The sequence below is a fragment of the Enterobacter cancerogenus genome (genome assembly GCF_019047785.1).
Classification (GTDB): domain Bacteria; phylum Pseudomonadota; class Gammaproteobacteria; order Enterobacterales; family Enterobacteriaceae; genus Enterobacter; species Enterobacter cancerogenus.
The window spans coordinates 4,298,315-4,310,135 of the sequence record NZ_CP077290.1 but is presented as its reverse complement, the minus strand read 5'-3'; the positions used below and the strand labels follow the sequence as shown (position 1 = coordinate 4,310,135).

At 55.4% G+C, this 11,821-nt stretch carries 11 protein-coding genes and 1 pseudogene; 7 read left to right on the top strand and 5 right to left on the bottom strand.

Annotation, left to right across the window (positions count from 1 at the left end):
• Positions 1–52 precede the first annotated feature (52 nt).
• Positions 53–1,339: a SulP family inorganic anion transporter gene (locus I6L58_RS20395; RefSeq protein ID WP_088208072.1), complete on the top strand. Its 1,287-nt coding sequence runs from the start codon at positions 53–55 to the stop codon at positions 1,337–1,339.
• Here the strand turns inward: I6L58_RS20395 and mgtE are convergent.
• From mgtE to I6L58_RS20370, 5 genes and pseudogenes are all read right to left on the bottom strand, one after another.
• The gene (gene mgtE, locus I6L58_RS20390) at positions 1,302–2,738 is read right to left on the bottom strand and encodes a magnesium transporter (protein ID WP_006176459.1); all 1,437 of its coding nucleotides are present in this window, start codon (positions 2,736–2,738) and stop codon (positions 1,302–1,304) included. The two genes, I6L58_RS20395 and mgtE, sit on opposite strands and share 38 nt — an antisense overlap.
• Before the next feature lie 186 nt (positions 2,739–2,924).
• Complete coding sequence (locus I6L58_RS20385; protein ID WP_006176461.1) at positions 2,925–4,568, bottom strand: multidrug ABC transporter permease/ATP-binding protein; 1,644 nt, start codon at positions 4,566–4,568, stop codon at positions 2,925–2,927.
• Positions 4,569–4,644: 76 nt separating this feature from the next.
• Positions 4,645–5,295 (bottom strand): DNA oxidative demethylase AlkB, encoded by a 651-nt coding sequence (alkB, locus tag I6L58_RS20380; RefSeq protein ID WP_006176462.1) that lies wholly within the window; start codon positions 5,293–5,295, stop codon positions 4,645–4,647.
• A pseudogene (ada, locus tag I6L58_RS20375) lies at positions 5,295–5,978 on the bottom strand (bifunctional DNA-binding transcriptional regulator/O6-methylguanine-DNA methyltransferase Ada); the annotation flags it as partial. The pseudogene ada and the gene alkB, both read right to left, overlap by 1 nt.
• Before the next feature lie 303 nt (positions 5,979–6,281).
• Positions 6,282–6,830, bottom strand: a complete 549-nt coding sequence (locus tag I6L58_RS20370; protein ID WP_088208071.1) for a helix-turn-helix domain-containing protein — start codon at positions 6,828–6,830, stop codon at positions 6,282–6,284.
• A 184-nt stretch (positions 6,831–7,014) separates the two neighbouring features.
• On the opposite strand from I6L58_RS20370, the gene I6L58_RS20365 reads away from it, so the two are divergent.
• The 6 genes from I6L58_RS20365 to I6L58_RS20340 all read left to right on the top strand — a co-directional run bounded on the left by I6L58_RS20365 (position 7,015) and on the right by I6L58_RS20340 (position 11,586).
• Positions 7,015–7,251 (top strand): helix-turn-helix domain-containing protein, encoded by a 237-nt coding sequence (locus I6L58_RS20365; RefSeq protein ID WP_088208398.1) that lies wholly within the window; start codon positions 7,015–7,017, stop codon positions 7,249–7,251.
• Position 7,252: 1 nt separating this feature from the next.
• Positions 7,253–9,325 carry a Mu transposase C-terminal domain-containing protein gene (locus tag I6L58_RS20360; protein ID WP_088208070.1) on the top strand — a complete coding sequence of 691 codons (2,073 nt, stop codon included), beginning with the start codon at positions 7,253–7,255 and terminating at the stop codon, positions 9,323–9,325.
• A 10-nt stretch (positions 9,326–9,335) separates the two neighbouring features.
• The gene (locus tag I6L58_RS20355) at positions 9,336–10,253 is read left to right on the top strand and encodes an AAA family ATPase (protein WP_088208069.1); all 918 of its coding nucleotides are present in this window, start codon (positions 9,336–9,338) and stop codon (positions 10,251–10,253) included.
• A 241-nt stretch (positions 10,254–10,494) separates the two neighbouring features.
• Positions 10,495–10,725, top strand: coding sequence for a hypothetical protein (locus tag I6L58_RS20350; RefSeq protein ID WP_088208067.1), 231 nt, complete (start codon positions 10,495–10,497; stop codon positions 10,723–10,725).
• Positions 10,715–11,362, top strand: a complete 648-nt coding sequence (locus tag I6L58_RS20345; RefSeq protein ID WP_088208066.1) for a DUF3164 family protein — start codon at positions 10,715–10,717, stop codon at positions 11,360–11,362. Before I6L58_RS20350 ends, I6L58_RS20345 begins: the two co-directional genes overlap by 11 nt.
• Positions 11,362–11,586 (top strand): ANR family transcriptional regulator, encoded by a 225-nt coding sequence (locus tag I6L58_RS20340; RefSeq protein WP_254082135.1) that lies wholly within the window; start codon positions 11,362–11,364, stop codon positions 11,584–11,586. Before I6L58_RS20345 ends, I6L58_RS20340 begins: the two co-directional genes overlap by 1 nt.
• Positions 11,587–11,821: the final 235 nt, after the last annotated feature.

Sequence of the window (11,821 nt, the reverse complement as noted above, 5' to 3'; positions counted from 1 at the left end):
GTTTGTAGGGGATTGCGCGTGCCGCTGGCAATGGCCGCTTTTTATGGCTACTATGCTGCACTTTGTGATCGCGCGCACGGAAGCCTGCCCTAACCTGCGAATTGTTATGTCATTACCCATCTCCCAAGAACATCACGTTGCTAACGTACTTCGATCGCCATCGAGTCTGATGCGCGAAACGCTGGCGGGCGTTATTACCGCGCTGGCGTTGATCCCCGAGGTCATCTCGTTTTCTGTCGTCGCGGGCGTAGACCCGAAAGTGAGCCTGGTCGCCTCCGTGGTTCTCTGTCTGGCCCTGTCCGTGCTCGGTGGTCGCCCGGCCATGGTGACGGCTGCCGCAGGCTCCGTTGCGCTGGTGATTGGTCCGATGGTGCATCAGCACGGCGTGCAGTACATCCTGCCTGCGGTCCTGATGGCCGGGGCTATCCAGATCCTGTTTGGCGTGCTGGGCATGGCGCGGTTAATGCGCTTTATCCCCCAGTCGGTGATGACCGGGTTTGTAAACGCCCTCGGCATTTTGATTTTCTTCGCCCAGGTTCCGCACTTCTGGAGCAAAAGCCCGCTGATCGTCGGCCTGTTTGTCCTGACGCTGCTGATTGTGCTATGGGTTCCGCGCTACATCAAAAGCGTCCCCTCGCCGCTGATCGCCATCGTGGTGTTAACCCTTTTCACCGTCACCAGCGGACAGATCCTGCCCACCGTCGGCGATGAAGGCTCTATGAGTGGCGGCTTGCCGGGGCTGACGCAGCTGCTTGTTCCGCTGAATCTGCACACGCTGTCCATCATCTGGCCGTGCGCACTGAGTATTGCCTTTGTCGGTCTGCTGGAGTCGCTGCTGACGGCGAAGCTGGTGGATGAGCTGACCGTCACCCCGTCAAGCAAGCGCCGGGAAAGCATCGGGCTGGGCGTGGGTAATATCATGGCCGGGCTGTATGGCGGTATTGCAGGCTGTGCGATGATTGGACAAACCATCGTCAACGTTGAGATGGGCAAAGGCCGCAGCCGCATTTCAACCGTTGCGGCGGGCATTGTGCTGCTGGTGCTGGTCACCGCGCTCAGCGAGGTGATGGCGAAAATACCGATGGCTGTTCTGGCCGGGATCATGGCCATCGTGGCCATTAAAACCTTCAGCTGGCATAGTATTCAGCCTGCGACGTTAAAACACGCCCCGATTGCCGAAACGGTCGTGATGCTGGTCACCGTGGCGGCAACGGTCTACACCGGTAATCTGGCGATTGGCGTGCTGGGCGGGATTGTGATGATGGTTATCCTGCCCGCCCGACTTAAGCGCACGCCTCGGGTTACAGAAGAAAAATCGTCGCCAGCCCAAGAAAAATAAAGAAACCGCCGGTATCGGTAATGGCAGTGATCATCACGCTCGACCCCACTGCGGGGTCGCGCTTGAGCTTAGTCATCGTCAGCGGAATAATGACCCCCATCATTGAGGCCACCAGCAGGTTTAACACCATTGCCAGCATCATCACCCCGCCGAGCGCCATATCATCGTACAGCCACCAGGTGATGCCCCCCATGATCCCGCCCCACACCAGGCCGTTGATCAGCGCCACGCCCATCTCCCTGAAAATCAGAAAGGCGAAGTTGCCGGGCTGAATGTTTTCCAGCGCCAGCGCGCGGACGATCATGGTGATGGTCTGATTACCGGTGTTGCCGCCGATCCCTGCCACAATGGGCATCAGCGAGGCCAGCGCCACCAGTTGTGAAATGGTATGTTCAAAGCCGTCAATCACGCGCGAGGCGATGAACGCGGTACAGAGGTTGATGGCCAGCCACGCCCAGCGCGTTTTGACAGCCTTGCCGACGGAGGCGTGAACGTCATCTTCGGCGCTGATCCCCCCGAGGGCACGTAAATCGTTATCGGTCTCTTCGTAAACCACATCGACGATCTCGTCGATGGTGAGACGCCCCATCAGTTTGCCCACTGAATCCACCACAGCCGCACTCACGAGGTTGTCACGCTCGAAGGTACGCGCGGCTTTTTCCGCGTCATCTTCCGGCGAGAAGACCATCGGTTCGTTCTCCATCACCTCACTCACCCGCCGCTGGGTGCTGTTGAGCAGAATAGTTTTCAGCTCCAGCTCGCCGAGCAGGGTCTTATCCCGTGAGGTGACAAACAGCTTATCGGTGTTGTCCGGCATGTCGCCCAGGCGACGCAGATAGCGCTGCACCGTCCCGAGGGTCACATCCGGGCGCACCATGATGACGCCAAACTCCATGATCGCGCCGACGCTGTTTTTTTCGTAGTGCATCACCTGACGCACCCGCGCGCGCTCTTCCGCCGGCAGGGACGCCAGCAGTCGCCCGGTCAGGTTTCGCGGCAGGTGCTGAACCAGGTAAATCTGCTCGTCGATGTCGAGCGTTTGCAGGGCATCCAGAATAGCCTTGTCGCTCATCTCATCGATGAGGTCATCCCAGACGTTTTCGGACGCCTCAAGCAGGACCTGGCCACGCTCGTGATCCTGTACCAGCCGCCACAGGGCATGGCGTTCTTCCGAAGGGAGTGCTTCAAGGGTGTCCGCCAGGTCGGGCGGGGGCAAGTGAGCAACCAGCGCTCCTACCTCAGCAATATCGTCGGATAACGTACCGACATCATATTGCTCAGCCAGGGTCAGTTTACCCAGTAAAGCAGACGTAACCGCTTTATCGGTCGTGAGAAGCCAGATTAGACGCGCACGTTCCTGATCGCGCACCCTGGCGCTGTTTTTGCTTAATACCGACATCAATCATAAATCCATGAAATGAGATGGCATTAAGCATAGCGCGGGGATATGTAAATAAGAATAAACAACGGGGCGGGATGGAGAAAAAAGCGGCATATCGTGCAAAACAGCGTGCACGGCGTTGCTACCTTCGCACGGGCGTAAACATGCCGGGTGAGGCGAAGCCACCGCCCGGCACTATCGCACTCAGGCCGTACGGGCCACCGCATCACGCGAAGCCGCGTCGCGCTCTTCGCCGGTCAGCTCGCTGAGCTTCCCGTCGCGCATCTCCAGCAGACGATCGGCATGGATAAAGTAGTGATCGTCATGGCTGATGGCAAAAATGGTCTTGCCCATCTCCTGCATCAGCGGCAGAAGCACCTGATAAAACTCACGGCGGAAGTGCGGGTCCTGATCGGCTGCCCACTCGTCCAGCAGGATAATGTCGCGCTCTTCAGCCAGCGCCAGCAGCAGCGCCACGCGCTTTTTCTGCCCCTTGGAGAGCTTCAGGTTGAGGATCTTGCCGTCCTGCAATTCCAGCTTGTGCGACATTTGCAGGTGCGCAAGCCATTTGTCCACCAGCGCAGGGTCCGCCTGCTGCCCTTCCGGCCCCAGCAGGTGGTCGAACAGCCAGACGTCGGTGAATACCGCCGAGAAGAGTTTGCGGTAATCCTCCGGCTTTTCTGCGTTCAGCGCTTTGCCATCAAGCAAAATTTCGCCCGACTGCGGCTGGTACAGCCCGGTCAGCAGCATCGCCAGCGTCGATTTTCCGCTGCCGTTGCCGCCAATCAGGAACAGCAGCTCGCCGCGGTGAATCGTCAGGTTTACCGGCCCGACGGAAAACGCGTTGTCCTGATAGCGGAAGGTGACGTCGCGCAGTTCCAGCGTTTGCCAGTGCGGGAAGGCCTGCGGGCGCGGGAACTCGGCTTTGAACGGCGCGAGGTCGAATTTTTTAAGTTTGTTAAACGCCACCTGAGCACTCAGCAGCGTGGGCAGCGCGCCGACAGCGGAAAGCAGCGGCGTGCGCAGGAACAGCAGCGTCAGCGAGTAAGTCGCCGCCACGTTGGTATCGGCCCAGCCCAGGCTATTTGCCATCCAGAACACCAGGCCAATCGCCCCCAGCATCATAATGTTCGACCAGTTCACCGCGCTAAGATGGAAGGTATCGGCCCGGATGATATGGTGCCGGTATTCGCGCGCATCGGGCGTATACAGGTGGTTAAAGATATGCTCGGCACGCTCGCGGTTCAGCGTCAGCTCCTTGCGCCCTTCCAGTACCGTCTGATAATCGTTATAGAGCTTATCTTCGGTTTCGCGCAGCACCGCCATGTGTTTATAGACGCGCGATACCAGCAGGAAGCCGCCCCAGATGGTAATGACGATCCACAGCGCGGTCACGGCCAGCATTTTGGTGGAAAGCCAGGCCAGATAGGCCGCCGAGCCAAAGGTCAGAATGATCCCCTGCACCAGTTCCGGCAGACGCACAAACGCAATGGTGATGGCACGTACGTCGCTGGTCAGCCCTGCCAGCAGAGAGGCGCTGCCAAGCTGCTCAATGCGCTCAACGTGGGTATCCATGATCCGTTTGATAAATTCGCTTCGCAGACGGAAAACGAAATGGTGGCCAAGCGCGGTCAGGGCCAGCTGTGAGCCAAGCGTCACCGCCATCAGTAGCAGCAGTAATCCCAGGAATTCTGGCAAAACGGAGAGTGAAGTGTCGACCATTTCAATCAAACGCACGTTGATGAAAGCAATCAGGCCAATCCCCAACGCGGCGCTGGCAAGGCTTAGGGCCATTACCGCAATAAAAGGCCAGCGATACTGACGCCAGACAAGAAGAAGTAGTTGCATGCAGAGCAATCCGGACAATAAAAAACAGCCAGCAGTGTAAACTGCCTTGCGCCTACATCAAGAATAATTCTTATTTTTATTCGCTGTACGCTGCCTGCCGGAAGGTCAGGTTATAACGGTATTCCCCCGTCATAGGATGAACGCCAGGCTTAAGAGGCTGGATACCGTGGTAATACAGGCGGGATTCCCGGCCCCAGACCACCACGTCGCCATGCTCCAGCATCAGGCGTTTCAGGGGATCGCTGCGTTTTAACCCGCCAAACTGAAACACGGCAGGCAGACCTAAGGAGACGGAAACAATGGGTGCGCGCAGGTCCGGTTCATCCTTATCCTGGTGCAACGACAGCTTCGCTCCAACGGCGTAGCGGTTTATCAGACAGGCGTCGGGCTGAAATTCGGGATACCCCGCTTCGATGGCTGCCTCGTGGCACAGAGCCTCAAAAACCGCAGGCACGGGCGGCCAGGGGTGGCCGGTGACCGGGTCTTTCGGGGCGTATAAATAGCCGCGGGCATTGGTTGCCCAGCCCAGCGGCCCGCAGTTGGTCATCGCGACAGACATGGTGTAGCCGCCGGGCGTCACCATGTGGCGAAACGGCGAGATGGCCGCTACGTCGTTGATCCCGTCGAGCAGCGCCTTCGCGCGCGTAAGCGCAAAGCGTCTCAGGATCACCGCCCCGGGAGCCAGCGGCTCCTGCCAGGGTTCAGCCTCCGCAAAAAGATCGAGCATTAGCCCTCCTGCTTTTTTGCCTCACGTTGTAATAATAGCGTCTTGCGGGCGGTTCCCCAGCGATAGCCCGACAGCGCCCCGTCGTTACGCACCACGCGGTGACAAGGAATAACAATCGCCAGCGTATTCGCCGCGCAGGCTCCCGCCACGGCACGCACGGCATTGGGTTTGCCAATGGCCTTCGCCACCTGCTGATAGCTTAGCGTTTCACCGGCCGGAATGGCGCGTAACGCCTGCCAGACCTGCTGCTGGAAGGCCGTGCCGCGAATATCCAGCGGCAGCGTCAGCGGTATCCTGTGGCTGTCGATACTGGCGATAACCTGATGAATGCGCTGGGCAAACTCGCCCTGCATAGGCTCGCGCGCCGCGTTGGGAAACAGCGTTCGCAGCTCCGCTTCAAGTGCCGCGTCATTATCCCCCAGCAGTATCGCGCAGATCCCGCGTTCGCTTTCCGCCACCAGACAGCGGCCCAGGGAACAGTCAACGAGGGTATAGCGCACCGCGATATCCCCCCTGCGATACTGTTTTGCCGTCATTCCCAGTGCGCCATCGGCTTTGCGGTAATAGCTGCTGCTGTCCGGAAAACCGGCGGTCAGTACGGCATCGGTAATGCTCTCGCCCTGAGCAAGCGCAGTACGCAGGCGCTGCGCCCGCGCGGCCTGCTGCCAGGCCTTCGGCGTCATGTGTGGGGGAGAAATCATTTTGATACTACTCGGACATACCTCAAGCAAGCCGACAACCTTTGACTGGCGCGGCATTGGTCGAAATCTGGGGTTTGATACTCGCTGCGAAAAAATGACTGAAAACTGATTTTTTTGAACGGTATTTGATACTCGAATGATTGTTACTTGAGTGAGTTTGAATAGCGTTTAAATCGTTTTTGCTTTCCGTTTGAGCAGGCGGCTAAGAAAGTTGGCCGAACTCAATAACCTCATAAAAAATTTGCATTACATCTGACAACAAGTAGCTGCCTACACTTTCCTGATCTAACCTGCTCGCTTAGCTTCCTGAGCTAGGCTATCCGTGCTGCTCACTTCACTACCTTCAGATGCCCCTTTTTTAGCCTCATGCAATGCTAATAGGCGTTCCTTTTCCTCTTTAGGCAAAAGAAGCAAGGTGGTATCGATGTCCTCGCCAGTTCCAGCCGAGGACAGAATGCCTCTGGCCCCGTCCTTGTGGATCAGCCTAATCAAGGCTTCGGCATCTTCTTTACTAAGTGATTCATAGATCATTTGCCATGTAAATTTGAGAGGATCACTCACATCTACCGTGCTATTTGTAGCCCAGTCAACTTTATCTAGTCCAGTTGCTAACCACTCCAGACTTACTCTCTCAGCTTTAGCTATCGCCAAGGCGACTTTGAGTGCGGGTTCAGTTCCCTTATGTAGGTAGTTATTAATTGTCGATGGGGGAAGGTTCCAGGCTTGTGCCGCGCTTCTTACACTTCTGTTTCCAATCAGGCTTTCAAGGCGCTGGCGAAAACTTTCTTTTCCCTCACCCTCAATAGCAAATTTGTTTTCTTTTTGCTTACTCATTTTCTTTACCACATAAGTTGTTGAAATGTATTGTCCTTTAGCGTCGCAACGCCTTTGCTATCTATAAATACAAAAGAAAGAGCTAATTTTGCTTTACATGGGCTACATATGGATCAATACTCTTATCCAGACGGATAACCCGCAGGGCTTATCCGCGCGGTTAACTTTGTAGGGTAATCGAATGATGGAAAGAAAAGAAGTATCCAGTGCCGACTGGCACCGTCTGGACATTGTGGCTGCGATCCACAAACAAGGCACTACCATGCGCGAGCTGTCTGTTCGTGCAGGTCTTAAGCCCGACACGCTTAAAAATGCGCTTAATCGCTCTTACCCAAAAGGTGAGCGAATTATTGCGAGCGCTCTAAATATAGAACCGGCCTGTATCTGGCCCAGTCGTTACATGATGCGTAAGGCGTCCTGATATGTTCGTTACGGTGAATGAGTTAATTGGCCTGCCGGGGTTGCCTGGTACGGTTCAGGGAGTGCGGTACACCCTGAATAAGTGTGCTGCTGGTTTGCCGGAAATGATGCGCCGCCGCCAGGGTACGAAGGCCTACGAGTATAACGTTGATTGTCTGCCGGACGCTGCCCGCGAAGCTGTTCAGGCCCGTTTAGCGCGACAGTTGCTGGCGCAGTCTGCTTCCCTTCCGGTCAAAGCGACCGCCAGAGGCGAGCTGGTCGCGGGAGCCGGTGGCGAGAAAGTGCAGCGCGAGCTGGCGCTGTACCGTAAATGCCCGGCCCTGCAGGAGAAGAAGCTGCGCGAGCTGACCGACAGCCAGAAAGCAGTCGGTGATGCGAGGATGGTGCTGGTTCAGGAGGTGTTACGCCTGATGGACAGCAGTGAAAATGGCGGCCTCAACATGAAGCGCAAACAGGCGGTCGAGTTTATTGCCGACGCTTCTGTCGCCGGGACGCTGCCAGATTATGTGCAGCGGGCCGCAGATATCGCCAATGCCCGCAAGGGTGCCACCCGCACCGGCGTTAGCGTGCCCACGCTTCAGCGCTGGCTCTCAGCCTGGATGGCTGCGGATACGGTGGGTGAACGCATGGTGCTGCTGGCACCTGGTAAGGTCAGCAAAAAAGAGGTATTCCAGTATTCATGGATGCCGGACTTCATGCGCTTCTGGCGCGATACCAATAAACCCACCGTTATGATGGCATACGAGAAGTTTGCAAAGTGGTGGGTTGAACAGTACGGAGACAACGAGATCATGTTATCCATGCTACCGAAGGTCGATACAGTACGCTATGCACTGGACAAGCTGCCCGTAGCCGAGCGCGAGCGCGGACGTGCAACCGGCTCCGATTACAAGAAGTATCTGCCGTTCGTGCGCCGCGACTGGTCTGTTATCCCGGTTAATGGCGTATGGGTCGGCGATGGCCACGGCATGAAGATGGAAGTGATTAACCCTGAGACGGGCAAGCCGTTCCGGCCTGAGATTACGCTGGTAATCGACGCCCGCACCCGCGTGGTGGTCGGCTGGAGTCTGGCCATGTCCGAGAGCCAGGTCGCCGTAGGCGATGCCATCCGTAACGCAGTATCACGCTACGGCGTACCGCTGATGTATTACTCCGATAATGGTGGCGGTGAGAAAAACGCCGTATTTGATGCCGATATTACCGGTATTTTCTCCCGCCTCGGTATTGAGCACCCCACCGGTATTCCGGGAAATCCACAGGGGCGCGGTATTATCGAACGTCTTAACCAGGAAATACCGAAGCGTGCCGCGATGGCCTTTGGCTCCTGGGTGGGTAAATCTGGTGACCGGGAAGCGCAACGTAAGTACCGCAAGGCGATGGATTCAGCGGTCAATGCGCTGGAGAAAGGTAAGCCCCTGAATGAAGTACAGGCCTCTGCCATGCGCAAGGTGCCGACGATGGAGCAGCTGGTCGCAGAGATTGAGCGCCAGATTGAGCGGCATAATAATCGCCCCCACAGCAGCCTGCCGGAGCGTAGCAACGGGCAGCACTGGTCTCCGCTGGCCTACCGTAATCACGTTATTAAGCAGGAGCAGGAAGAAATTCAGTTCCTGACCAATTCTGAACTGCATGAAATGTTCAGACCTGAGCAGATTTGTATAGCGCGACGCGGCGAAATTAAGCTGTTTAAAAATATCTATTTCAGCACCGAACTGGCCAGTGTCGAAGGCGAAGAGGTACGTGTCTGTTTTGATATTCATGACCCCCACAGCGTTATCGTGCGGCGTATGGACGGCTCCTGGATATGTGATGCCATCTGGAACGGCAACAAAGTCGATGCCTTCCCGAAAGCCCGTATCGAGCAGCTTAAAGAGAAGCGCGTTAAACGCAGCGTCAAGAACCTGGAAGACAAGGTGCGTCGCAAGCAGGAAGAACTGCGGCCTGCACTGGAACAACGGCCTGAAATTGACGTTACGATGTTTGCCCCGCAACGGAATCACAACGAGCCTGAAAAGGTTTATTTATTCGAATCAGAATTTGAAAGCGATTTAAAGAAAGCCAGTAATCATCAATAAGGTTATTTAAATGAACATCAAAGATAAATTAATCCACTTGCTGGAGGGGACTGGCTACACCCAAAAAAAGGTAGCCACTAAAACGGGGCTGAGTACTGCAGTTATTTCTCAGTATCTGAAAGGCGTCTATAACGGCAATATCAGTAACGTCGAGTCGGCTATCGCTGACTTTATCAGCCGCGAGGAAGAACGCGCCCGCCGCCGTGAAGTTAAAGAGTCCTTTGTTCAGACCCATCTTGCCGGGCTGGCGCTGGGCTTGATTAACAATACCCACATGGACGGCGATATTGGTGTGATCTACGGCCCGGCAGGCATGGGTAAAACAATGGCGCTGAAGCGCTATGTGGAGATGAATAAGGGCGCGATCCTGATTGAGGCTGACCCCGGCTACACCGCCAAAGTGCTGCTACAGGAGCTGTGCGCCCGCCTCGGCGTGAAGAAGAACGGCAATATTCATGAGTTAAGCGAGGAGTGCATACAGGCGCTGACGGGCACCGGCTGGGTTGTCCTGGTGGATGAAGCCGAGTTGCTGCCTTACCGGGCGCTGGAAGTCCTGCGCCGCATCCACGACCGTTCTGGCGTCGCCATCGTTCTGGCGGGCATGCCACGCCTGCTGATTAACCTCAAGGGGTCTCGCGGTGAGTTTGCTCAGCTCTACAGCCGCGTGGGCATGGCGTTAGACCTTGAGGCCCACAAGGGCAAGTCCGAGGTCGAAGACTTCAACACCATCCTCGCCAGTCTGCTGCCGGATGATGGTGATGGCGTTATTGTCGCTCCGGGGGTTGCTGAGGCTTTCCTTAAATATTCAAAGGGTAATTATCGCCGCATGTTCAAGCTGGCGCGGGGTGTGGTTCGTGCCAGCGCTATCGGTAATCAGGGTATCAGCGTCAAGTTAATTGAAACTTACGCGCAACTGTTAATTCACTAATGGAGTAACGGGTCATGGATAAACAAGTTCTTAACTGCCAGCGCTCACGCGCCAGAATGGAGATTCAGACTCACGGCGGACGTGTGACTGGCTGGCACCCTAAATTACCGATTGTCTACGCTATTGCACCACTTAGTGGCCCTCTTTGGCCAGTAGTGGAAGTTGCCGAAAAATTGGGCGGCGTGATGAAAACCACACGCACATCAAATATCGACGGTTGTACTGTTATCTGGAGGTAGTTATGGCAATTATGATGAAAATAATTATTGAGCAGGACGAAAAAGGCGTGGGTACTCGTATAGAGGCCAGCGGCCCTTGCACCGAACTTAAAGCCGCTCAGGCCGCATTTATTCACCAGTCTATTATAGCGGCGCTGGAAACGAAAAAAGGCTTTAAACATTTAGATACCACTATTTGTGAAACAAAAGAAATTAACCAATCAGTTAACGGAGAAAATAAAAATGTCCACTAATAACGTTATTTCAGCGCAATACACAACCACACCGGCTCCGGCTGGCTACTGGGTTGATGCAAAGGGCGTGTTAACGCCGGAACACCTTATCAAACCGATTGATAAGGCCCGTGACCAACTGGTTGGAGAGATTGTTGAGCGGGCTATCGCTCTGAATTCAGCGCTGGCTGAATTTAAACTGGCAGGATTCGGCGACATTGCGGCGTTCGTTGACCTCTCAGCCAATGAGTATGGCGTGAACGTCGGAGGTAAGAAAGGCAATGTCACTCTGCACACCTTTGACGGGCGTTTCAAGATTCAGCGGGCGATGCAGGATCGCATTGCTTTTGATGAACGTCTGCAGGCGGCAAAAGCCCTTATTGACCAGTGTCTGACGGACTGGACTGAGGGGGCCAGCCCCGAAATCCGCGCCATTATTAACCGCGCTTTCCAGACAGAAAAAGAAGGTGAAGTGAATACCGGTGCTGTACTCGCCCTGCGTCGTCTTGATATTACTGACGAACGCTGGATAAAAGCGATGGACGCCATCGGGGAGGCTGTACAGGTTGTGGGAAGCCGGTCTTATATTCGCGTGTATGAGCGTGTGGGCGATTCAGACCAGTACCGCCCGATTGCACTTGATATTGCCGGGGTCTGATGATGAATATGAAAGCAGAGAACGCCGCACGTAATAACTACGGGCTGTATGCCGTAGGTGCGGGCCGCGCAGAGCGTAATGGAGAATGGGGTAAGGCAGCTGAACTGTGGCAGTCTGCCCTGAGTCATGCCCGCACCAGCCATTGTCGCCAGTGGGCTGAGGCCCGTATCGCTTATTGTTCTAATGCAGCTGCACGCGGCTGGGGCGGGATAAATGAAAGCTAAGGCGTTTAATCAGGCGCATGCGGTAGGAAGTCATTTTATATACCAGCCGTGCAGAGCGCTCAGGGGCGGTTATCCGGTCAGAACCAGAGATAAAGCGCGGGATTTTAAATGTGGTTGTATTGTTGAAATAGACCGCGCTCCTTATTTTGTTAAAACAGAAACACTGACGCCTGCGGGCTGAATTTAAACCGAAATTAAGCATCGTTTAATTATGGCGTAAACCGTCAGGGGACTG

Coding starts and splice junctions, on each gene's coding strand:
- I6L58_RS20395 (WP_088208072.1), top strand. CDS start 53: ATGCTGCACTTTGTGATCGCGCGCACGGAAGCCTGCCCTAACCTGCGA.
- mgtE (WP_006176459.1), bottom strand. CDS start 2,738: ATGTCGGTATTAAGCAAAAACAGCGCCAGGGTGCGCGATCAGGAACGT.
- I6L58_RS20385 (WP_006176461.1), bottom strand. CDS start 4,568: ATGCAACTACTTCTTCTTGTCTGGCGTCAGTATCGCTGGCCTTTTATT.
- alkB (WP_006176462.1), bottom strand. CDS start 5,295: ATGCTCGATCTTTTTGCGGAGGCTGAACCCTGGCAGGAGCCGCTGGCT.
- I6L58_RS20370 (WP_088208071.1), bottom strand. CDS start 6,830: ATGAGTAAGCAAAAAGAAAACAAATTTGCTATTGAGGGTGAGGGAAAA.
- I6L58_RS20365 (WP_088208398.1), top strand. CDS start 7,015: ATGGAAAGAAAAGAAGTATCCAGTGCCGACTGGCACCGTCTGGACATT.
- I6L58_RS20360 (WP_088208070.1), top strand. CDS start 7,253: ATGTTCGTTACGGTGAATGAGTTAATTGGCCTGCCGGGGTTGCCTGGT.
- I6L58_RS20355 (WP_088208069.1), top strand. CDS start 9,336: ATGAACATCAAAGATAAATTAATCCACTTGCTGGAGGGGACTGGCTAC.
- I6L58_RS20350 (WP_088208067.1), top strand. CDS start 10,495: ATGGCAATTATGATGAAAATAATTATTGAGCAGGACGAAAAAGGCGTG.
- I6L58_RS20345 (WP_088208066.1), top strand. CDS start 10,715: ATGTCCACTAATAACGTTATTTCAGCGCAATACACAACCACACCGGCT.
- I6L58_RS20340 (WP_254082135.1), top strand. CDS start 11,362: ATGATGAATATGAAAGCAGAGAACGCCGCACGTAATAACTACGGGCTG.